Source organism: Rhodococcus oryzae (assembly GCF_005049235.1).
Classification (GTDB): Bacteria; Actinomycetota; Actinomycetes; order Mycobacteriales; family Mycobacteriaceae; genus Rhodococcus_G; species Rhodococcus_G oryzae.
Genome location: NZ_SUMD01000015.1, coordinates 59672 through 78620, shown reverse-complemented (window position 1 = coordinate 78620; position 18949 = coordinate 59672). Strand labels below are relative to the sequence as shown.

Sequence of the window (18949 nt, the reverse complement as noted above, 5' to 3'; positions counted from 1 at the left end):
GAGAAGTGTCGGCGGGCGAAGCTCGCGGTCAGTTGTGGACGCCAACGATCTCCCTGTCCCGTGCATCGGCTCCGGCGGCGGCACCGGCCTCTGCCTCAATGGTGGACTGCGCCGATGTTTCCCGCATGAAGAAGTAGGTGATCAGCGAGATGGCCACGCAACCGGCGACGTACCAGAAGAACATCGACTCGTGGCCTGCCTTCTTCAGTCCGAGCGCGATCAACTCGGCGGTGCCGCCGAAGATCGCCACCGTCAACGCGTACGGGAGCCCGACGCCGAGGGCCCGGATCTTCGTCGGGAACAGCTCGGCCTTCACGATCGAGTTGATGGAGGTGTAGCCGGTGACCAACACCAGCGCCAGCATCATCAGACCGAAGGCGGCGAACGGATTGGTGGTCTGTGCCAGCACGGTCATGATCGGCACCGTCAGCACCGTGCCGCCGACGCCGAAGAAGATCAGCAACTTGCGCCTGCCGATGCGGTCCGACAGCGCACCGGCCAGCGGCTGCAGCACGACGAAGGCGAGCAGCGCGACGAAGTTGATCCACGCGACCGTCGTCTTCGAGATGCCGGAGGTGTTGATCATGAACTTCTGCATGTATGTGGTGTACGTGTAGAACGCGACGGTGCCGCCGATCGTCAGCCCGACCACCAGCAGACACTCGCGCGGGTACTGGAGCAGGACCCGCAGCGAGCCGCGGGACTCCGCCGGCGCCTGCGCGTTTCGCGCGGTCTCGGCCCGGAACGACTCCGATTCGTCCATGCCACGACGAAGCAGCATCACCACCACCGCACCGGTGGCGCCGATCAGGAACGGGATCCGCCAGCCCCAGCTGTACATCTGCTCGGAGGTCAGTACCTGCTGCAGCACGATCTGCACGCCGAGGGCCGTGAGCTGGCCTGCCACGAGCGTCACGTACTGGAAGCTCGAATAGAACCCGCGCTTACCAGGCGAGGCCACCTCCGACAGGTAGGTCGCGCTGGTGGCGTACTCACCACCTACGGATAGGCCCTGCAGCAGGCGCGCGAGGAGCAGCAGCACGGGAGCCGCGATACCGATCGTGGCGAAGCCCGGTGTCAGCGCGATCATCAGCGACCCCGCCGCCATCACCGTCACCGACAGGGTGAGCGCGGACCGCCTGCCGAACTTGTCCGCGTAGCGGCCGAGCGCCCAGCCGCCGAGGGGGCGCATCAGGAATCCGACGGCGAACACGGCCGCGGTGGACAGCAGCTGGGCGGTCGGCTCCCCCTCCGGGAAGAACGCCTTCGCGAAGTACACGCTGAACGCTGCGTAGACGTACCAGTCGTACCACTCGACCAGGTTGCCGATCGACCCACGCAGCACGTTGGCGACGACTCTCCGCTCACCGACGTTCTTTGTCGTGCTCATCAGATCTCCTTCCGGACGCCCCATTGCGCCGCTCGGAGATACTGTGGTCGCTGTCACAAAGGGCGGGAAGGCCTGCGCGGCTTTCCTAACACTCCCTTAGGCAAGTCGCGCCGAGCCCGGATCCGCCTGCCCCCGAAACCAGAACGGGCACCCACGGTCGGAGTCGACCGTGGATGCCCGATGGGATTGTGTGCGCCTACTCGGGGCGGAGCGTCAGGATCCGCGGTCCGTCCTCGGTGACCGCGACGGTGTGCTCCCAGTGCGCCGCCCTGGATCCGTCGGTGGTCACGACGGTCCACTCGTCCTCGAGCACCACGGTCTCGTGGGTACCCAGGGTCAGCATCGGCTCGATGGCCAATACGGAGCCGATGACGAGTTCGGGTCCCTTGCCGGGTGCCCCCTCGTTCGGCAGGAACGGATCCATGTGCATCTCGCGGCCGATGGCGTGACCGCCGTACCCGTCGACGATGCCGTACTTGCGTCCGTGGGCCTTCGCGGCGGCCAGGGTGCCCAGCTCGATCGCATGCGAAACGTCGGTGAGGCGGTTGCCTGCGATCATCGCCGCGATGCCCGCCTCCATCGACAGCTTGGTGGCCTCGCTGAGCAGCTCGTCGGCCTCGATGATCGTGCCGACACCGAACGTCCAGGCGGAGTCGCCGTGCCAGCCGTCGAGGATCGCGCCGCAGTCGATGGACACCAGGTCACCCTCGACGAGAACGTCCTCGGCCGACGGGATCCCATGCACCACACGATCGTTCACCGACGAGCAGATCGAACCGGTGAACCCGTGGTACCCGAGGAACGACGGCACGGCACCGGCGTCACGGATGGTCTGCTCGGCCAGCTGATCGAGCTCGAGGGTGCTCACGCCGGGTTTCGCCGCATTGCGCACCGCGACGAGCGTCGCTCCGACGACGGCGCCTGCCGCCGCCATCGCGTCCAGCTCGCCCGCGGTACGGAAGGGAACGACCTTCTTACGACGAAACCCCACGACTGCCTCTTACTTACCGAGCGCGGCGAGTGCGCGCGCGTTGACCTCGTCGACCTCGCCGACTGCGTCGACGGTGACGATCTGACCCGCGTAGTGGTCCAGCAGCGGAGCGGTCTCCTCGCGGTAGACACGCATCCGGTTCCGGATCACGTCTTCCGTATCGTCCGCGCGACCGCGGGCGAGCATCCGCTCCACCACGACGTCGTCGTCGACCTCGAACGCGAGCACGCCGTCGAGCTTGGCGTTGAGCTCGCCGAGGATGCCCTCGAGCGCCTGCGCCTGATCGACCGTGCGGGGGAAGCCGTCGAGCAGGAAACCGTTCACGGCGTCCGGCTCGGAGACCCGGGCGCGAACCATGTTGTTGGTGATCTCACTGGGCACCAGGTCGCCCGCGTCGAGGTACTTCTTCGCCTCGAGCCCAAGCGCCGTCTGCTGCCCGATGTTGGCGCGGAACAGGTCGCCCGTGGAGATGTGCGGAACGCCGAGCTTTTCCGACAGGATGGCGGCCTGAGTGCCCTTACCGGCACCGGGAGGACCAAGGAGGACAAGTCTCACTTGAGGAACCCTTCGTAGTTGCGCTGCATGAGTTGACTCTCGATCTGCTTGACGGTGTCGAGGCCGACGCTGACGAGAATCAGCACTGCCGCACCACCGAAGATGCTGCTACCCGCGCTTCCGCTGAGGAAGAAGTTGGGAAGCACCGCGATGAGACCGAGGTAGATGGCGCCCGGCAGCGTGATGCGGCTGAGCACGTAGTTGAGGTAGTCCGCCGTCGGGCGGCCGGGCCGGATGCCCGGGATGAAGCCACCGAACTTCTTCATCTCGTCCGCGCGCTCTTCGGGATTGAAGGTGATCGCGACGTAGAAGTAGGTGAAGAAGACGATGAGCAGGAAGTAGATGAGGATGTAGACCGGGTTGCTCGGGTTGACCAGGTATTCCTGGATGAACCGCTGCCACCAGCTCGGGTCGGTGGCAGTGCTCGCGCCGGTCAGCTGGGCGATCAGGTTCGGCAGGTACAGCAGCGACGACGCGAAGATCACCGGGATGACGCCTGCCTGGTTGACCTTCAGCGGCAGGTACGTCGAGGAGCCGCCGTACATCTTCCTGCCGACCATCCGCTTGGCGTACTGCACCGGGATGCGCCGCTGGCCCTGCTCGACGAAGACCACGCCCGCGATGAGGGCGAGTGCCGCGACACAGACCATCGCGAAGATCAGTCCGCCGCGGCTGTCGAGGATCGCCCCGCCCTCCGCAGGCATGCGCGAGGCGATACCCGAGAAGATCAGCAACGACATGCCGTTGCCGACACCGCGCTCGGTGATCAGCTCGCCGAACCACATCACCAGGGCCGCACCGGCCGTCATCACCAGGACGATGGTCACCAGGCCGAAGATGGACTGGTCGGCGATGATGTCTTCCTGGCAGCCCTGCAACAGCTGACCGCGCGCTGCGAGCGCGACGATGCCGGTGGACTGGAGGATGGCCAACGCGATCGACAGGTACCGCGTGTACTGGGTCATCTTCGCCTGGCCCGACTGGCCCTCCTTGCGGAGTTCCTCGAACCTGGGGATGACCACCGTCAACAGCTGCACGATGATGCTCGCCGTGATGTACGGCATGATGCCGATCGCGAACACCGACAGCTGCAGCAACGCACCGCCGGAGAACAGGTTGATCAGCGAGTAGATACCCGCCGACTCACCACCGGAGATCTGATCGATACAGGTCTTGACGTTCGCGTAGTCGACGCCGGGCGACGGCAGCGTCGCACCGAACCGGTACAACGCGATGATGCCGAGGGCGAAGAGGATCTTCCGCCTCAGGTCGGGAGTCCTGAGGGCCGAGACGAAGGCGGAAAGCAAAGATCCTCCTGGCACTGGCAGAACGCGAGCGGGATCGCTCACGAGGCGAAATGAACTTTAGAACACTAGCAGTGGCACCCGTTCACTCAGCCCCGATAGACCGTGTGAGTCAGGTTAGACGAATGGCCGCAGCACGCCCCTTCGGGATGCGCTGCGGCCATCGGTCTCGACCTACTGGTGGATCACAGCTCGGTGGTCGTCCCACCGGCAGCGGCGATCTTCTCCTTGGCGGCACCGGTGAACTTGTTCGCGGTGACCTGAACGGACACCGTGAGCTCTCCGTCGCCGAGGACCTTCACGAGCTGGTTCTTGCGAACCGCGCCGGCCTCGACGAGCTCGGCAACGCCGATGGTCCCACCATTGGGGAACAGCCGGGCGATATCGCCCACGTTGACGACCTGGTACTCGGTCCGGAACGGGTTCTTGAATCCCTTGAGCTTGGGCAGACGCATGTGCAGCGGCATCTGTCCACCCTCGAAGGCTGCGGGCACGTTCTTGCGGGCCTTGGTGCCCTTCGTGCCGCGACCTGCGGTCTTACCTCGCTTGCCGCCCTCGCCTCGACCGACGCGGATCTTGTCGGACTTGGCACCGGGGGCGGGGCGCAGGTGGTGCAACTTGATGGTCATGGTTAGACCTCCTCAACTGTGACGAGGTGGCGGACCACGTTGACCAGGCCACGGTTCTGCGCGTTGTCCTCGCGGACGACGGTCTGACGGATGCCCTTCAGACCGAGGGTGCGCAGGCTGTCGCGCTGGTTCTTCTTGGTACCGATCGAGCTCTTTACCTGGGTGACCTTAAGTTCAGCCATCTCAGACTCCCTGTCCCGCACGTGCACGCAGCATGCCGGCCGGGGCCACGTCCTCGATGGGCAGACCGCGGCGAGCGGCCACCTCCTCGGGACGCTGGAGGCCCTTGAGGGCGGCGACGGTCGCGTGAACGACGTTGATTGCGTTGTCGCTACCGAGCGACTTCGACAGGATGTCGTGGATACCCGCGCACTCGAGCACGGCACGCACCGCGCCACCGGCGATGACACCGGTACCGGCGCTGGCCGGACGGAGCATGACCACACCGGCAGCCGCCTCACCCTGGATGGGGTGAGTGATGGTGCCGCCGATCATCGGAACGCGGAAGAAGCTCTTGCGAGCCTCCTCGACACCCTTCTGGATGGCCGCGGGAACTTCCTTGGCCTTGCCGTAACCGACGCCAACGAGCCCGTTGCCGTCGCCCACGATCACGAGGGCGGTGAAGCTGAAGCGACGACCACCCTTGACGACCTTCGACACGCGGTTGATGGTGACAACGCGCTCGATATGGTCCGACTTCGGGGCCGCCTGGCCGCCACGACGATCGTCACGACCGCCGCCACGGCGGTCGCCGCCGCCGCGGTTGTCCCCGGTGTTGGGGCCATTCTGTCCGGCGGGTCCGCTGCCGCCGTCACGCCTCTGACGTCCCGGCATCAGACTGTCCTTCCATTCGTGAACTTCATCATCAGAACTTCAACCCGCCTTCGCGAGCAGCGTCCGCCAGGGCCGCGATGCGACCGTGGTAGCCGTGGCCACCGTGGTCGAAGACCACGGCCTCGACGCCGGCTGCCTTCGCGCGCTCGGCGATCAGCTGACCGACCTTCGCGCTCAGGGCCTTCTTGTCGCCCTCGACCGCACGCAGGTCCGGCTCGATGGTCGACGCGGCGGCCAGGGTGCGGCCGGCCAGGTCGTCCACGAGCTGGACGTGGATGTGGCGCGAGGACCGGTTCACGACCAGGCGCGGACGCTCGGGCGTGCCCGAGACCTTCTTGCGCAGACGGAAGTGACGACGCGTCTTCGAGAGACGACGCGTGGTGGACGCATCCTTGCCCAGCGGAATCCGCTTGGCTTTCTGGTTTGCAGTCTGGCTCATATCACTTACCCGTCTTTCCGACCTTGCGGCGGATCTGCTCACCCTCGTAACGCACGCCCTTACCCTTGTACGGGTCCGGACGGCGAAGACGACGGATGTTGGCCGAGATCTGGCCGACCTTCTGCTTGTCGATACCCGAGACCGAGAACCGGGTGGGCGTCTCGACGACGAAGGTGATGCCCTCGGGGGCCTCGATCGGCACCGGGTGGCTGTAACCCAGCGCGAACTCGAGGTCCTTGCCCTTGAGCGCGACGCGGTAACCCACGCCGTGGATCTCCATCTTCGTGGTGTAGCCCTCGGTGACACCGGTGATCAGGTTGGCGACCAGGGTGCGCGAGAGGCCGTGCAGCGCGCGGCTGCGACGCTCGTCGTCCGGACGGGTGACCAGAAGGGCACCGTCCTCGCTCTTGGCAACGCTGATCGGCTCGGCGATCGTCAGCGCCAGGGTGCCCTTGGGGCCCTTGACCGAGACGTTCTGGCCTTCGATGGTGACGTCAACGCCCGCGGGGACGGTGACCGGAATCTTTCCAATACGCGACATTGTGGTGGCCTCCCTTACCAGACGTAGGCGAGGACTTCGCCGCCGACGCCCTGCTTGGCCGCCTGACGATCCGTGAGCAGGCCGGAGGACGTGGAGATGATCGCCACGCCGAGGCCGCCCAGGACCTTGGGCAGGTTGGTGGACTTCGCGTAAACCCGGAGGCCGGGCTTGGAAACGCGCCGGACACCCGCGAGGCTGCGCTCACGGCTGGGTCCGTACTTCAGGTCGACGATGAGGGTCTTGCCCACCTCGGCGTCCTCGGTACGGAAATCGGAGATGTAACCCTCGCGCTTGAGGATCTCGGCGATGTTCGCCTTGATCTTCGAGTGGGGAAGCTTCACCTCGTCGTGGTACGCCGAGTTGGCGTTGCGCAGACGCGTCAAGAAGTCTGCGATTGGATCGGTCATGGTCATGGGGTTGACCTGTTCACCTTTCTCGCAGCGGTTCCCATGCAACACCGGGTCCGGCACTCGTGGAGCGCCTGCCGGTCGTGGGCCTACAGCGAAGGGGTTTTCCTTTGGACTGGCTCACGGATGCAAGCCAGAAGTGTTGTGGCTACCAGGAGCTCTTGTGAACGCCCGGCAGCTCGCCCGCGTGCGCCATCTCGCGAACGCAGATTCGGCACAGGCCGAACTTGCGGAACACCGAGTGGGGACGGCCGCACCGCTGGCAGCGGGTGTAGGCGCGCACCGCGAACTTGGGCTTCTTGTTGGCCTTGTTGACCAGTGCCTTCTTCGCCATGGCTCAGTTCTCCTTGAACGGGAAGCCGAGGTGCTTGAGCAGGGCACGGCCTTCTTCGTTGTTGGTCGCGGTCGTCACGACGGTGATGTCCATACCGCGCGGGCGATCGATCTTGTCCACATCGATCTCGTGGAACATCGACTGCTCGTTGAGACCGAAGGTGTAGTTGCCGTTGCCGTCGAACTGCTTGCCGGACAGGCCACGGAAGTCCCTGATACGGGGCAGCGCGATGCTGACCAGGCGATCGAGGAACTCCCACATGCGGTCGCCACGGAGGGTGACGCGCGCGCCGATGGGCATGCCCTCACGCAGCTTGAACTGCGCGATGGACTTGCGGGCCTTGCGGATCTCGGGCTTCTGGCCGGTGATCAGTTCGAGGTCGTTGACCGCGCCGTTGATCAGCTTCGCGTCGCGGGCGGCGTCACCGACACCCATGTTGACGACGACCTTGACCACGCCGGGGATCTGCATGACGTTCGCGTACTCGAACTCCGCGTTCAGCGCGTCCTTGATCTCGGCGCGGTAGCGGGTCTTCAGACGGGGAACGATCTTGTTCTCAGTGCTAGTCATCTCAGATGTCCTTCCCGTTCTTACGGGAGATCCGAACCCGCTTGCCGTTCTCATCGGTGCGGTAGCCCACGCGAGTGGCGTTACCGTCCGAGTCCACGACCTGCACGTTCGACACGTGGATCGGGGCTTCCTGCGTCACGATGCCGCCGGAGGAGGCGCCACGCTCGTTCGCGGAGACCGCGGTGTGCTTCTTGATCCGGTTCACGCCCTCGACGAGGACCTTCTCGGTCGCCGGGAAGGCCTGGATGACCTTGCCCTTGGCGCCCTTGTCCTTGCCGGCGATGACCAGAACGGTGTCACCCTTGTGCACCTTCATCACAGCACCTCCGGGGCGAGCGAAACGATCTTCATGAACTTCTTGTCGCGCAGCTCACGACCCACGGGTCCGAAGATGCGGGTGCCACGGGGATCGTGATCAGGCTTGATGAGAACGGCAGCGTTCTCATCGAACTTGATGTACGAGCCGTCCGGACGGCGGCGCTCCTTGGTGGTACGGACGATGACGGCCTTGACGACCTCGCCCTTCTTGATGTTTCCACCCGGGATGGCGTCCTTGACGGTGGCGACGATGATGTCGCCGATCCCGGCGTAGCGACGAGACGAACCGCCGAGAACGCGGATGCAGAGAATCTCCTTGGCACCCGTGTTGTCGGCGACGCGCAGTCGCGACTCCTGCTGAATCACTGATCTCTCCTAAGACCTGGATTTTCGTACGCACCGGATTACCGACCCGATGCGCGCGGTCTGTTACCCAGCCGTACCCACATGCGGGCATGCGGAGGCATAGGCAACCGCTCTAGTGTAGGGAACACGCCGAGGGAATCCAAATCGCGCGCTATCGGCGTCGATTGTGGTTGCGCACTCCCCCGCTGGTGAAACACACAAAACGGCCCGCCCCCAACCGGGACGGGCCGTTTCGGTGTAGTGCTCTTCTTACTTGGCCTTCTCGAGCACCTCGACCAGACGCCAGCGCTTGGTCGCCGACAGCGGTCGGGTCTCCATGAGCTGGACGCGGTCGCCGATGCCGGCGATGCCGTTCTCGTCGTGCGCCTTCACCTTGGTGGTACGGCGGATGATCTTGCCGTACAGCGGGTGCTTCACACGATCCTCGAGCTCGACGACGATCGTCTTCTCCATCTTGTCGGAGACGACGTAGCCGATGCGGACCTTGCGGGTCCCACGCTCTTCAGTCACTGCGGTGTCCTTCTCGTTCTCACTCATGCCGCGTCACCCGCACTCGGGGCGGCTGCGAGGCCGAGCTCACGCTCGCGCATGACGGTGTAGACGCGCGCGATCTCGTGGCGGACAACGCGCAGACGACGGTTGTTGTCCAACTGACCGGTCGCCATCTGGAAGCGAAGGTTGAACAACTCTTCCTTCGACTCGCGGAGCCGGGTGACCAACTCTTCTTCGCTGAGCTCACGGAGCTCTGCGGCTGGGGTTCCAGTAGCCATCAGAACTGCTCCTCCCTCGTGACGATCCTGCACTTGCACGGGAGCTTGTGCATCGCGCGACGCAGGGCCTCGCGAGCAATCTCCTCGTTGGGGTAAGTCATCTCGAACATGACCCGACCGGGCTTGATGTTCGCGACCCACCACTCGGGCGAACCCTTACCGGAACCCATTCGGGTCTCGGCAGGCTTCTTCGTGAGCGGGCGATCCGGGAAGATGTTGATCCAGATCTTGCCGCCACGCTTGATGTGGCGCGTCATGGCGATACGAGCGGACTCGATCTGACGGTTGGTGATGTAGGCGGGCTCGAGAGCCTGGATGCCGTAGTCACCGAAGGTCACCTGAGTTCCGCCCTTGGCGGCACCCGAACGGCTCGGGTGGTGCTGCTTGCGGTGCTTGACCCGACGGGGGATCAACATGCGTCAGCCCTCCTGATTCGTCTCGGTCGAAGCCGGAGCTTCTGCGGTGGCGGTCGCAGCGCGGCCGGCCTCGGTGCTGGTCGCCGTGGTGCCCGAGGCACCGGAGCGACGCGGACGGCTCGGACGCTCGCGACGGGGGCGATCGCCGGCCGGGGCTGCAGCGCTGGCGAGGGCTTCACGCTTGCCGCCGACGATGTCGCCCTTGTAGATCCAGACCTTCACGCCGATGCGGCCGAAGGTGGTCTTGGCCTCGTAGAGCCCGTAGTCGATGTCCGCACGCAGCGTGTGCAGCGGAACCCGACCCTCGCGGTAGAACTCCGAGCGGGACATCTCGGCGCCGCCGAGACGGCCCGAGCACTGCACCCGGATGCCCTTGACGTTCGGCTGACGCATGGCCGACTGGATGGCCTTGCGCATGGCGCGACGGAAGGCGACACGGTTCGACAGCTGCTCCGCAACACCCTGGGCCACGAGCTGGGCCTCGGCCTCAGCGTTCTTGACCTCGAGGATGTTGAGCTGCACCTGCTTGCCGGTCAGCTTCTCCAGCTCGGCGCGGATGCGATCGGCCTCGGCGCCGCGGCGGCCGATGACGATGCCCGGACGCGCGGTGTGGATGTCGACGCGAACCCGGTCACGGGTGCGCTCGATCTCCACCTTCGCGATGCCGGCCCGCTCCATGCCGGTGGCGAGGAGCTTGCGGATGGCGACGTCTTCCTTGACGTACTCCGCGTACTGCTTGTCTGCGTACCAGCGAGACTTCCAGTCGGTGGTGATGCCGAGGCGGAAGCCGTGCGGGTTGATTTTCTGGCCCACTACTGAGCACTTCCCTTCCGGCGATTGCGGGTCGAGGTGCCGGCCTTGGGCAGGCTCTCCACGATCACGGTGATGTGGCTAGTGCGCTTGCGGATCCGGAACGCACGGCCCTGTGCACGCGGCTGGAACCGCTTGAGGGTCGCACCCTCGTCCACGAACGCCGTGGCGACGACAAGCGTGCTCGGGTCCAGGTCGAGGTTGTTCTCGGCGTTGGCCGCTGCGGAGGCGATCACCTTGGCGACCGGCTCGCTCGCTGCCTGCGGCGCGAACTTCAGGATCGACAGCGCGTCCTCGACGGAACGCCCGCGAACCAGATCCACAACGCGACGCGCCTTCATCGGCGTCACACGCACGTGGCGCGCGACAGCCTTGGCGGTCGGGTTGGCGGTTTCGGTGTTACTCATCGCCTCTTCGCCTTCCGATCATCCTTGATGTGACCCTTGAACGTGCGGGTCGGTGCAAACTCTCCGAGCTTGTGTCCGACCATCGAGTCGGAGACGAACACGGGGACGTGCTTACGGCCGTCGTGGACCGCAAACGTGTGTCCGATGAAGTCCGGGATGATCGTGGAACGACGGGACCAGGTCTTGATGACCTGCTTGGTTCCCTTCTCGTTCTGCACATCCACCTTCGCGAGGAGGTGGTCATCGACGAACGGGCCCTTCTTCAGGCTGCGTGGCATTCTGAACTCCCTCCTAGCGCTTGTTCTTGCCGGTACGGCGGCGGCGGACGATGAGCTTGTCGCTCGGCTTGTTGGGCTTGCGGGTACGGCCCTCAGGCTGTCCCCACGGGCTGACCGGGTGGCGACCACCGGAGGTCTTGCCCTCGCCACCACCATGCGGGTGGTCGACCGGGTTCATCACGACACCACGGACGGTCGGGCGCTTGCCCTTCCAGCGCATACGGCCGGCCTTGCCCCAGTTGATGTTCGACTGCTCGGCGTTGCCGACCTCGCCGACGGATGCGCGGCAGCGCACGTCGACGCGACGGATCTCACCGGAGGGCATACGCAGGGTCGCGTAGGGGCCTTCCTTGCCCAGCAGCTGGATGCTGGCGCCTGCGGAGCGGGCCATCTTGGCGCCGCCGCCCGGACGCAGCTCCACCGCGTGGATGGTGGTACCGGTCGGGATGTTGCGCAGCGGCAGGTTGTTGCCCGGCTTGATGTCGGCTCCGACACCGGACTCGACCTTCGCACCCTGCTTGAGGTCCTTCGGCGCGATGATGTAGCGCTTCTCGCCGTCGGCGTAGTGCAGCAGGGCGATGTTCGCCGTGCGGTTGGGGTCGTACTCGATGTGAGCGACCTTGGCCGGCACGCCGTCCTTGTCGTTGCGACGGAAATCGATCAGCCGGTAGGCGCGCTTGTGACCGCCACCCTTGTGACGGGTGGTGATGCGACCGTGGGCGTTACGTCCACCGCGACCGTGCAGCGGGCGGATAAGCGACTTCTCGGGAGTCGACCGAGTGATCTCGGCGAAGTCCGAGACGCTCGAGCCACGACGGCCCGGGGTAGTCGGCTTGTACTTACGGATTGCCATGAGTCTTCTCGTCCTCTATGTCTCGTCAAGTCCCGCCCGCTTACGCGACCGGTCCTCCGAAGATCTCGATGGGCTTGCTGTCGGCGGAGAGGGTGACGAGCGCGCGCTTGGTGTCCTTGCGCTTGCCGTAACCGAACTTCGTCCGCTTGCGCTTGCCCTGACGGTTGGCGGTGTTGACACTCGTCACAGTGACGCCGAAGACCTTCTCGACGGCAATCTTGATCTGCGTCTTGTTCGAGTCCGGGTGCACCAGGAAGGTGTAGGTGCCTTCCTCGATCAGTCCGTAGGACTTCTCGGAGATGACCGGGGCCAGCAAGATGTCGCGGGGATCAGCGATGGTGCTCACTTGCTCTCCTCCTTGCTGTCTGCCTGGGCGGACTCGGCCGGCCCGTGGATGAACGCGTTGAGCGCCTCGACGCTGAACACAATGTCATCGCTGTTGAGCACGTCGTACGTGTTGAGCTGGTCGGGTGCGATGGGGTGCACGCCTTCCAGGTTCTGCACGCTCTTCCATGCCGCGATGTCTGCACGCCCGACGACGAGCAGGAGCTTCTTGCGATCCGAGATCTCGCCGAGGAACGACTTCGCGCCCTTGGTGGACGGGGTCTGACCCGACACCAGTTCGGTGATCACGTGGATGCGCTCGTTGCGCGCCCGGTCGGAGAGGGCACCGCGCAGGGCGGCTGCCTTCATCTTCTTGGGGGTCCGCTGGCTGTAGTCACGCGGCTGCGGGCCGTGGACGACGCCACCACCGGCGAACTGCGGAGCGCGGGTCGAGCCCTGACGGGCGCGGCCGGTGCCCTTCTGACGCCACGGCTTCTTGCCACCGCCGCGAACCTCGCCGCGGGTCTTGGTGGAGTGCGTGCCCTGACGTGCAGCGGCGAGCTGCGCGACGACGACCTGGTGCATCAGCGCGATGTTGGCCGTGACGTCGAAGATCTCAGCGGGGAGATCGACGGTGCCGTTGGTCTTGCCACCGGCGGTCTTGACGTCGAGGGTCAGCTTGGTTGCGGTCTCGGTCATGCGGACGCACCACCCTTCACTGCGGTCTTGACGATCACGAGACCACCCTTGCGGCCAGGGATCGCACCCTTGATGAGAAGCAGACCGTTCTCGGCGTCCACCTTGTGGACCGAGAGGTTCTGCGTCGTGATGCGGTCGCTACCCATGCGGCCCGACATGCGCATGCCCTTGAACACGCGGCCGGGAGTGGCGCAGCCACCGATCGAACCCGGGCGACGGTGCACGGCCTGCGCGCCGTGAGAGGCGCCCTGGCCGGCGAAGCCGTGCCGCTTCATGGTTCCGGCGAAGCCCTTGCCCTTGCTGGTTCCGGTGACGTCGACGTAGGCGCCGTCCTCGAAGACCTCGGCGGTGAGCTCCTGGCCGACCTCGTACTCGGAGGCATCCGCAACGCGGAGCTCCACGACGTGGCGACGGGGGGTCACACCGGCCTTGGCGAACTGGCCGGACTCCGGCTTGTTGACCTTGCGCGGGTCGATCGCACCGAACGCGAGCTGCACGGCGCTGTAGCCGTCGCGCTCCTCGGTACGAATCTGGGTGACCACGTTCGGTCCGGCCTTCACGACGGTGACCGGGACGACCCGGTTGTTCTCGTCGAAGACCTGGGTCATGCCGAGCTTGGTGCCCAGGATTCCCTTGATCTTGTTCTCAGTCATTGTTTTTGTCTCCGCCGCGCTCACTGGATGTTGACATCAACGCTGGCCGGCAGATCGATGCGCATGAGCGCGTCGACTGTCTTGGGCGTCGGGTCGAGGATGTCAATCAGCCGCTTGTGGGTACGCATCTCGAAGTGCTCGCGCGAGTCCTTGTACTTGTGCGGCGAGCGGATGACGCAGTACACGTTCTTTTCAGTCGGCAACGGCACCGGTCCAACGACACGGGCCCCGGTACGGGTCACCGTCTCGACGATCTTGCGCGCTGACGCATCGATCGCCTCATGGTCGTAGGCCTTGAGCCTGATGCGGATCTTCTGTCCCGCCACGCTTGTGTCCTCTTCCTTGCCCGTTATGAATTAGGCCCTTGTAGACCCTGGGGGGCTACCTCGTTCGTGTAGACCCGTCATGGGCTACCTCGTTTGCACAGTTCCTGCCTTGCCCATGACTGTCCGAACGTTGGCGACCGGGCAAGTACCCGATCCGCTGCCGCTGTTCATCTGTCATGGTTCTCCGGTACACGCGGTCGGGCGTGTCGCCCTACCTCTCACACTCAAGGCACAATTGTCCCCTGAACATGAATGCCGGATGCGCTCGCAAGTGAGCGCAGGTACTGCTTCCGTCCTGCATTGGCCTCGGCCCCGCACTGACTGCCGGAGCTTCGGTCATCTCTCGCCCGCCGCCAGACGCAGTGGAACACGACCGGGGTCTAGGCAACCCGAACAGTATGCCGCAGACCGGCCAGGAGTTCAAATCCGATCCGGGGCGGCCGGACGCACAGTAACTTACTCCAAAGTAAGATAGCGTCCATGACGCTACAGACACCGACCTACCGCGGCTGGCTCAAGCTCCCCCGAAACCGCATCGGCGGGGCGCTGTTCTCGCTGGGCATGTGCCTGCGGGTGCCCTACTTCGCGACAGTGCTCCCCCACGTCACCCGCCTCGAGCCGGGGCTCTGCGAGGCGAGGGCGCCCAAGTGGTGGGGCGTGCACAACCACATCGGCACCTTCCACGCGATCGCCGCGTGCAACCTCGCCGAGGCGGCGATGGGCATGCTCGCGGAGGCAACGGTGCCCACCTCCCACCGATGGATCCCGAAGTCGATGAACACCCGGTACCTCGCCAAGGCCGACACCGGGCTGCGCGCCGTGGCGACGGTGCCGGACCTCCCGGACTTCGCCGAGATCACCTCCGGCACGGACCTCGTGGTGTCCGTCGCGCTCTATGACAAGGCAGGCACCGAGGTGGTGCATGCGGACATCACCATCTGGGTGAGCCCGAAGTAGCCGCGGGCGGCTGCGCCCCTCAGGCCGCGAGCGAGCCCCGCGAGCGCAGCCGCCTACGCATGTCCAAGAGATAGACGGACCTGGGCGCGTGCCGGATCACCCTCGGGATCCGGGGGTACACCCAGGAAGCGAGTGTCATCACCCGATCGAACCTGCGCTGGTCCCGCTCGTTCCAGGGCAGCTCGAACTGCTGCCGCAATCGCTCGGGCAGCAGCCCCGTCGTGAGCCACCGATACGCGGGCAGGTTCGCGCGAATGAGGAACGGCGCCCGGACCGGATGGAAGAGGTTCCTCGAGACGGCCCGGACCTTCGCGTCCACCTCGGCACCGTCGATCTGCTGCTTCCAGTACGCGGCGAACTCGGCACGATCGCGCGGCCAGAGTCCGTCCGGCACCTGCAGCGCGGTGCCCAGGATCGCGTACTCGCGGTACAGGGCGTCGGCATTGGCGTCGTCGAGCCTGCCGAAGACGCGTTCGTACAGGGTGACGGCGCTCTCGTAGAGGGTGGCGGCCACCCACAGCTGGAGCTGCGGATCGAAGGCGTTGTAGTCATCCGAGCGCACCTTGGCGTGCGCCTTGTTGACCATCCTGATGACAGCCGCGCGCTCCTCGTCGGTGCCGTAGACGACTGCATATATATAGGTCATCGTCGTCCGCAGCCGGTCGACTGCCCGATAGGCGAAATCACTGTGGTCCGCGACCCCGTGACCGACGCCACGATTCGCCACCTGGAGCAGGATCGCCCGCCCGCCCGCCGCGAGCATGATCCCCTCGCCCGCCAGATCTCGGATTGTCACTGCCGCCCGTCGAGTCATGATCGTCATGCAACCACACTACGGCGCTGTTCACCATACGTTTCGATGTGCCGATAGAAAGCTGTGGTCAACTGCAATATGCGGGATCATAAGATTGTTATTGATGCCAGATTCAGGGTTAACTTAGTTGCCGAAATCCCAGGTGAGCGACCGGCGGAACACCGGGGCGGGCGAACTCGCCGCGACATCGAGTCCGCGAGATGGGAAACCGAACCCCAACATGTGACGAATCCAGCGCTGTCGACCACCCGCGAAGTGGACGCATGACATACTCGCGTGCATGCCTTCACCCCACTCTGCCGTCCTGGTCGAGGGAATCACGAAGTCGTTCGGCGACGTGCACGCGTTGCGCGGCGTCAGCTTCGAGGTTCCCCGAGGGACCGTGCTCGGCATCCTGGGCCCGAACGGCGCAGGTAAGACCACCACGGTCAACGTGCTCTCGACGCTGCTGCGCCCCGACTCGGGCCGCGCGTTCGTGGCCGGCCATGACGTGGTGGCGCAGGCCGCCTCCGTGCGACGCAGCATCATGACGACCGGTCAGTACGCGGCGCTGGACGAATCACTCACCGCCCGAGAGAACCTCGTACTCTTCGGGCGGCTCCTCGGCTTGACCAAGCAGTCCGCCAAGGCCCGCGCCGAGGAACTCCTCCGCCAGTTCGATCTGGGGTACGCCGCCGACCGGAAGGTGTCCGGATTCTCGGGCGGCATGCGGCGGCGCGTCGACATCGCCTGCGGGCTGGTCACCCGTCCCGAGGTGGTCTTCCTGGACGAGCCGTCCACCGGTCTCGACCCGCGCAGCCGTCAGGGCGTGTGGTCGCTGGTGTCCGATCTCAAGGCACAGGGCATCACCATCCTGCTGACGACGCAGTACCTCGAGGAGGCCGACGTCCTCAGCGACAACATCGTGGTCATCGACAAGGGCACCGTGATCGCCGAGGGCACTGCCGACCAGCTCAAGGAGCGCACCGGTGGCAGCTACTGCGAGGTCGTGCCCGTGCAGCTCGCGGACCTGCCTCGGGTCTTCAATGTGCTGATGAGCCTGGTCCCGCCCGAGTACATCACCGAGACCGGACACGACCGGCTCTCGATTCCCGCGCAGTACGGCGCGCAGACCCTCGCCGAGGTGCTGCGCCGGCTCGACATCGCGCGGATCCCGCTCGCCGACATCGCGCTGCGCCGACCGTCGCTCGATGACGTGTTCCTGGCACTGACCGGAACGAGGGCCGAGGACGAGGAACCCGAGCAAGCGAGCGTTGCGTCGTGACCGCCGTCGCCGCGAGCCCGGTCGTGATCGCACGCACCGGGCGGCACCGCAAGCCGCAGTTGTCCAGCATGCAGCAGTGGCTGGCGCTGTCCGGGCGCAACGTGCACATCATGTGGAGCCACGGACAGATCTTCGTCGCGGTTCTGGCGCCCCTGATCTTCACGCTCGGCTTCTACCTGCCGCTGAAGTTCGTCATGAAGGTCCAGGGCATCGACTACGCACAGTTCGTGATGCCGATCATCGTGCTGCAGGCGATGGCGTTCACCGCGATCACGGCGGCAGGCCGCGCCGCGACCGAGGCATCCAACGGGATGAACGCGCGGTTTCAGACGATGCCGATCTTCCCCGCCGTCCCGCTGGCCTCGCGGGTGACCGCCATGCTGATCCATGCGGTGATCTCCCTGATCGCCGCCGTTGCATACGGCTACGCCATCGGGTTCCGCTTCATCGGCGGTACGACGCTGGCCGTTGGCTTCTGTGCGTTGGCGCTCGGCGTCGGCATGACCCTCGCGATGGCGGGTGATGCCCTCGGCACCCTGACCAAGAGCCCCGAGATCACCAGCCAGTCCCTGACCCTCCCGCAGCTGATCCTCGGAATGTTCTCGAGCGGGTTCGTCCCGGAGTCGCAGTTCCCCGAGTGGTCCCAGGGCTTCGTCAGGAATCAGCCGATCTCGCAGTTCTCCGTCTCGATGCGCTCGATGGCCGAGGGCCATATCACCCTCCACCAGCTGACGCCGTCGCTGCTGTGGTGCGCCGGGCTGCTGCTCGTCGCGGTCCCGCTGTCGATCTGGGCCAACGTGAGGCGAGGATGACAGACCTGCAGACCCGGGAGGCCGCCCCGGCCACCCACAGCTTCCCGGTCGTCACCGACCCGCCGTCCGAGACCTCGTGGCCTGCCCTCATCGAGCACAGCAAGCTGCAGGCGGGCAGGCTGCTCCGTGGCTGGCTCCGCGACCCCTTCACCATTCTGCAGGCGGTCATCTACCCCTCCGTCACGATGCTGATGTTCTGGGCCGTGCTGGGGATCTCGATCACCAAGGCGACCGGGGTGAACAGCATCTACGGCACCGCCCCGATGATGACCCTGGTCGGCGCCATGTTCGGCTGCATCGCCAGCGGCCTCTCACTCAAGCAGGAGTGGAAGAAGGGGCTGCTCGCGCGCTTCTGGATCCTGCCGATGCACCGGGCGGCAGGATTGGTGAGCCGCCTGATCGCCGAGTCGATCCGCATCATGATCACGACGGTGCTGATCGTGTTGGTGGCCATCCCGCTCGGGTTCCGGTTCAACCAAGGCTTCCTCCCGGCTGTCGCCATGATGTTCGTCCCGCTCCTGTTGGGACTGGGATTCGCGACACTGGTCACCATGTTGTCGGTGATGGCGGCCAAGGCGCCGCTGGTGGAGCTCCTCTCGCTGCTGTGCACCCTGCTGATGTTCTTCAATTCCGGGTTCGTGCCGACCGCGGCCTACCCACCCTGGCTGCAAACATTCGTCGAGAACCAGCCCATGTCGTGCGCGATCGACGCGATGAAGGGCCTGACCCTGGGCGGACCGGTCGCCGAACCGTTGATCAAGACGGTGCTGTGGTCGGTCGGGGCCGTCCTGGTATTCACCTACCCCGCCATCAAGGGCTACCAGAGGGCCGCACACAACCCGGCCTCGTAGTCCCCGCCCGCACCTTCGCTCGACACGAGAAAGGCCC

Annotated in this window: 30 protein-coding genes; 4 read left to right on the top strand and 26 right to left on the bottom strand. The window is 65.5% G+C overall.

Features of this window, described 5'->3' with window-relative positions:
* Positions 1–28: 28 nt before the first annotated feature.
* The 25 genes from FCG67_RS23180 to rpsJ all read right to left on the bottom strand — a co-directional run bounded on the left by FCG67_RS23180 (position 29) and on the right by rpsJ (position 14214).
* Positions 29–1390: an MFS transporter gene (locus FCG67_RS23180; protein ID WP_136911943.1), complete on the bottom strand. Its 1362-nt coding sequence runs from the start codon at positions 1388–1390 to the stop codon at positions 29–31.
* A 196-nt stretch (positions 1391–1586) separates the two neighbouring features.
* The gene (map, locus tag FCG67_RS23175; RefSeq protein WP_136911942.1) at positions 1587–2381 is read right to left on the bottom strand and encodes a type I methionyl aminopeptidase; all 795 of its coding nucleotides are present in this window, start codon (positions 2379–2381) and stop codon (positions 1587–1589) included.
* A 9-nt stretch (positions 2382–2390) separates the two neighbouring features.
* The gene (locus tag FCG67_RS23170; RefSeq protein ID WP_027503168.1) at positions 2391–2936 is read right to left on the bottom strand and encodes an adenylate kinase; all 546 of its coding nucleotides are present in this window, start codon (positions 2934–2936) and stop codon (positions 2391–2393) included.
* A complete protein-coding gene (secY, locus tag FCG67_RS23165) occupies positions 2933–4243 on the bottom strand; it encodes a preprotein translocase subunit SecY (RefSeq protein WP_136911941.1) in 1311 nt (436 codons plus the stop codon). The genes FCG67_RS23170 and secY overlap by 4 nt, the downstream gene beginning before the upstream one ends.
* A gap of 182 nt (positions 4244–4425) precedes the next feature.
* Positions 4426–4869 (bottom strand): 50S ribosomal protein L15, encoded by a 444-nt coding sequence (rplO, locus tag FCG67_RS23160; RefSeq protein WP_077040845.1) that lies wholly within the window; start codon positions 4867–4869, stop codon positions 4426–4428.
* Positions 4870–4871: 2 nt separating this feature from the next.
* On the bottom strand, positions 4872–5051 hold the full coding sequence (gene rpmD / locus FCG67_RS23155) for a 50S ribosomal protein L30 (protein WP_027503165.1): 180 nt from the start codon (positions 5049–5051) through the stop codon (positions 4872–4874).
* A 1-nt stretch (position 5052) separates the two neighbouring features.
* The gene (gene rpsE / locus FCG67_RS23150; RefSeq protein WP_097211074.1) at positions 5053–5703 is read right to left on the bottom strand and encodes a 30S ribosomal protein S5; all 651 of its coding nucleotides are present in this window, start codon (positions 5701–5703) and stop codon (positions 5053–5055) included.
* 31 nt (positions 5704–5734) lie between these two features.
* Positions 5735–6142, bottom strand: a complete 408-nt coding sequence (rplR, locus tag FCG67_RS23145) for a 50S ribosomal protein L18 (RefSeq protein WP_136911940.1) — start codon at positions 6140–6142, stop codon at positions 5735–5737.
* Between the two features lies 1 nt (position 6143).
* Positions 6144–6683 (bottom strand): 50S ribosomal protein L6, encoded by a 540-nt coding sequence (rplF, locus tag FCG67_RS23140; RefSeq protein WP_097211073.1) that lies wholly within the window; start codon positions 6681–6683, stop codon positions 6144–6146.
* 14 nt (positions 6684–6697) lie between these two features.
* Complete coding sequence (gene rpsH, locus FCG67_RS23135; protein ID WP_050063876.1) at positions 6698–7096, bottom strand: 30S ribosomal protein S8; 399 nt, start codon at positions 7094–7096, stop codon at positions 6698–6700.
* A 142-nt stretch (positions 7097–7238) separates the two neighbouring features.
* On the bottom strand, positions 7239–7424 hold the full coding sequence (locus tag FCG67_RS23130) for a type Z 30S ribosomal protein S14 (RefSeq protein ID WP_005239644.1): 186 nt from the start codon (positions 7422–7424) through the stop codon (positions 7239–7241).
* Positions 7425–7427: 3 nt separating this feature from the next.
* On the bottom strand, positions 7428–7994 hold the full coding sequence (gene rplE / locus FCG67_RS23125; RefSeq protein ID WP_077040842.1) for a 50S ribosomal protein L5: 567 nt from the start codon (positions 7992–7994) through the stop codon (positions 7428–7430).
* Between the two features lies 1 nt (position 7995).
* Positions 7996–8310, bottom strand: coding sequence for a 50S ribosomal protein L24 (gene rplX, locus FCG67_RS23120; protein WP_027503160.1), 315 nt, complete (start codon positions 8308–8310; stop codon positions 7996–7998).
* Positions 8310–8678 carry a 50S ribosomal protein L14 gene (gene rplN, locus FCG67_RS23115; RefSeq protein WP_027503159.1) on the bottom strand — a complete coding sequence of 123 codons (369 nt, stop codon included), beginning with the start codon at positions 8676–8678 and terminating at the stop codon, positions 8310–8312. The genes rplX and rplN overlap by 1 nt, the downstream gene beginning before the upstream one ends.
* A 249-nt stretch (positions 8679–8927) precedes the next feature.
* Positions 8928–9215 (bottom strand): 30S ribosomal protein S17, encoded by a 288-nt coding sequence (gene rpsQ / locus FCG67_RS23110; RefSeq protein ID WP_077040841.1) that lies wholly within the window; start codon positions 9213–9215, stop codon positions 8928–8930.
* Positions 9212–9448 carry a 50S ribosomal protein L29 gene (rpmC, locus tag FCG67_RS23105; RefSeq protein WP_077040840.1) on the bottom strand — a complete coding sequence of 79 codons (237 nt, stop codon included), beginning with the start codon at positions 9446–9448 and terminating at the stop codon, positions 9212–9214. Before rpmC ends, rpsQ begins: the two co-directional genes overlap by 4 nt.
* A complete protein-coding gene (gene rplP / locus FCG67_RS23100) occupies positions 9448–9864 on the bottom strand; it encodes a 50S ribosomal protein L16 (protein WP_027503156.1) in 417 nt (138 codons plus the stop codon). Before rplP ends, rpmC begins: the two co-directional genes overlap by 1 nt.
* A 3-nt stretch (positions 9865–9867) precedes the next feature.
* On the bottom strand, positions 9868–10677 hold the full coding sequence (gene rpsC, locus FCG67_RS23095; RefSeq protein ID WP_097211072.1) for a 30S ribosomal protein S3: 810 nt from the start codon (positions 10675–10677) through the stop codon (positions 9868–9870).
* Entirely contained in the window at positions 10677–11081 is a 405-nt protein-coding gene (rplV, locus tag FCG67_RS23090) for a 50S ribosomal protein L22 (protein WP_027503154.1), read from the bottom strand. The genes rpsC and rplV overlap by 1 nt, the downstream gene beginning before the upstream one ends.
* Positions 11078–11359, bottom strand: a complete 282-nt coding sequence (rpsS, locus tag FCG67_RS23085) for a 30S ribosomal protein S19 (RefSeq protein ID WP_003940820.1) — start codon at positions 11357–11359, stop codon at positions 11078–11080. Before rpsS ends, rplV begins: the two co-directional genes overlap by 4 nt.
* A gap of 13 nt (positions 11360–11372) precedes the next feature.
* Positions 11373–12212, bottom strand: a complete 840-nt coding sequence (rplB, locus tag FCG67_RS23080; protein WP_077040838.1) for a 50S ribosomal protein L2 — start codon at positions 12210–12212, stop codon at positions 11373–11375.
* A gap of 40 nt (positions 12213–12252) precedes the next feature.
* Positions 12253–12558 carry a 50S ribosomal protein L23 gene (rplW, locus tag FCG67_RS23075; protein WP_056818486.1) on the bottom strand — a complete coding sequence of 102 codons (306 nt, stop codon included), beginning with the start codon at positions 12556–12558 and terminating at the stop codon, positions 12253–12255.
* Complete coding sequence (gene rplD / locus FCG67_RS23070; RefSeq protein WP_136911939.1) at positions 12555–13235, bottom strand: 50S ribosomal protein L4; 681 nt, start codon at positions 13233–13235, stop codon at positions 12555–12557. Before rplD ends, rplW begins: the two co-directional genes overlap by 4 nt.
* The gene (rplC, locus tag FCG67_RS23065; protein ID WP_097211071.1) at positions 13232–13888 is read right to left on the bottom strand and encodes a 50S ribosomal protein L3; all 657 of its coding nucleotides are present in this window, start codon (positions 13886–13888) and stop codon (positions 13232–13234) included. The genes rplD and rplC overlap by 4 nt, the downstream gene beginning before the upstream one ends.
* Positions 13889–13908: 20 nt before the next feature.
* Entirely contained in the window at positions 13909–14214 is a 306-nt protein-coding gene (gene rpsJ / locus FCG67_RS23060) for a 30S ribosomal protein S10 (RefSeq protein WP_003938093.1), read from the bottom strand.
* 480 nt (positions 14215–14694) lie between these two features.
* On the opposite strand from rpsJ, the gene FCG67_RS23055 reads away from it, so the two are divergent.
* On the top strand, positions 14695–15171 hold the full coding sequence (locus tag FCG67_RS23055) for a hotdog fold domain-containing protein (RefSeq protein ID WP_136911938.1): 477 nt from the start codon (positions 14695–14697) through the stop codon (positions 15169–15171).
* Positions 15172–15190: 19 nt separating this feature from the next.
* Here the strand turns inward: FCG67_RS23055 and FCG67_RS23050 are convergent, their stop codons facing one another.
* Positions 15191–15994 (bottom strand): oxygenase MpaB family protein, encoded by an 804-nt coding sequence (locus tag FCG67_RS23050; protein WP_246045240.1) that lies wholly within the window; start codon positions 15992–15994, stop codon positions 15191–15193.
* Between the two features lie 271 nt (positions 15995–16265).
* Here FCG67_RS23050 and FCG67_RS23045 point away from each other — a divergent pair, with 271 nt between their 5' ends.
* The 3 genes from FCG67_RS23045 to FCG67_RS23035 are packed head-to-tail and all read left to right on the top strand — an operon-like array spanning position 16266 to position 18912.
* Entirely contained in the window at positions 16266–17249 is a 984-nt protein-coding gene (locus tag FCG67_RS23045; protein WP_136911937.1) for an ATP-binding cassette domain-containing protein, read from the top strand.
* Positions 17246–18061 (top strand): ABC transporter permease, encoded by an 816-nt coding sequence (locus FCG67_RS23040; RefSeq protein WP_246045239.1) that lies wholly within the window; start codon positions 17246–17248, stop codon positions 18059–18061. The genes FCG67_RS23045 and FCG67_RS23040 overlap by 4 nt, the downstream gene beginning before the upstream one ends.
* Positions 18058–18912, top strand: a complete 855-nt coding sequence (locus FCG67_RS23035) for an ABC transporter permease (protein WP_136911936.1) — start codon at positions 18058–18060, stop codon at positions 18910–18912. Before FCG67_RS23040 ends, FCG67_RS23035 begins: the two co-directional genes overlap by 4 nt.
* Positions 18913–18949 lie beyond the last annotated feature (37 nt).

Bases quoted from the DNA above. Each gene is read 5' to 3' on its own strand.
- FCG67_RS23180 (WP_136911943.1), bottom strand. From the start codon at position 1,390: ATGAGCACGACAAAGAACGTCGGTGAGCGGAGAGTCGTCGCCAACGTG.
- rplO (WP_077040845.1), bottom strand. From the start codon at position 4,869: ATGACCATCAAGTTGCACCACCTGCGCCCCGCCCCCGGTGCCAAGTCC.
- rpmD (WP_027503165.1), bottom strand. From the start codon at position 5,051: ATGGCTGAACTTAAGGTCACCCAGGTAAAGAGCTCGATCGGTACCAAG.
- rpsE (WP_097211074.1), bottom strand. From the start codon at position 5,703: ATGCCGGGACGTCAGAGGCGTGACGGCGGCAGCGGACCCGCCGGACAG.
- rplR (WP_136911940.1), bottom strand. From the start codon at position 6,142: ATGAGCCAGACTGCAAACCAGAAAGCCAAGCGGATTCCGCTGGGCAAG.
- rplF (WP_097211073.1), bottom strand. From the start codon at position 6,683: ATGTCGCGTATTGGAAAGATTCCGGTCACCGTCCCCGCGGGCGTTGAC.
- rpsH (WP_050063876.1), bottom strand. From the start codon at position 7,096: ATGACCATGACCGATCCAATCGCAGACTTCTTGACGCGTCTGCGCAAC.
- FCG67_RS23130 (WP_005239644.1), bottom strand. From the start codon at position 7,424: ATGGCGAAGAAGGCACTGGTCAACAAGGCCAACAAGAAGCCCAAGTTC.
- rplE (WP_077040842.1), bottom strand. From the start codon at position 7,994: ATGACTAGCACTGAGAACAAGATCGTTCCCCGTCTGAAGACCCGCTAC.
- rplX (WP_027503160.1), bottom strand. From the start codon at position 8,310: ATGAAGGTGCACAAGGGTGACACCGTTCTGGTCATCGCCGGCAAGGAC.
- rpsQ (WP_077040841.1), bottom strand. From the start codon at position 9,215: ATGAGTGAGAACGAGAAGGACACCGCAGTGACTGAAGAGCGTGGGACC.
- rpmC (WP_077040840.1), bottom strand. From the start codon at position 9,448: ATGGCTACTGGAACCCCAGCCGCAGAGCTCCGTGAGCTCAGCGAAGAA.
- rplP (WP_027503156.1), bottom strand. From the start codon at position 9,864: ATGTTGATCCCCCGTCGGGTCAAGCACCGCAAGCAGCACCACCCGAGC.
- rplV (WP_027503154.1), bottom strand. From the start codon at position 11,081: ATGAGTAACACCGAAACCGCCAACCCGACCGCCAAGGCTGTCGCGCGC.
- rpsS (WP_003940820.1), bottom strand. From the start codon at position 11,359: ATGCCACGCAGCCTGAAGAAGGGCCCGTTCGTCGATGACCACCTCCTC.
- rplB (WP_077040838.1), bottom strand. From the start codon at position 12,212: ATGGCAATCCGTAAGTACAAGCCGACTACCCCGGGCCGTCGTGGCTCG.
- rplD (WP_136911939.1), bottom strand. From the start codon at position 13,235: ATGACCGAGACCGCAACCAAGCTGACCCTCGACGTCAAGACCGCCGGT.
- rplC (WP_097211071.1), bottom strand. From the start codon at position 13,888: ATGACTGAGAACAAGATCAAGGGAATCCTGGGCACCAAGCTCGGCATG.
- FCG67_RS23055 (WP_136911938.1), top strand. From the start codon at position 14,695: ATGACGCTACAGACACCGACCTACCGCGGCTGGCTCAAGCTCCCCCGA.
- FCG67_RS23050 (WP_246045240.1), bottom strand. From the start codon at position 15,994: ATGACGATCATGACTCGACGGGCGGCAGTGACAATCCGAGATCTGGCG.
- FCG67_RS23045 (WP_136911937.1), top strand. From the start codon at position 16,266: ATGCCTTCACCCCACTCTGCCGTCCTGGTCGAGGGAATCACGAAGTCG.
- FCG67_RS23035 (WP_136911936.1), top strand. From the start codon at position 18,058: ATGACAGACCTGCAGACCCGGGAGGCCGCCCCGGCCACCCACAGCTTC.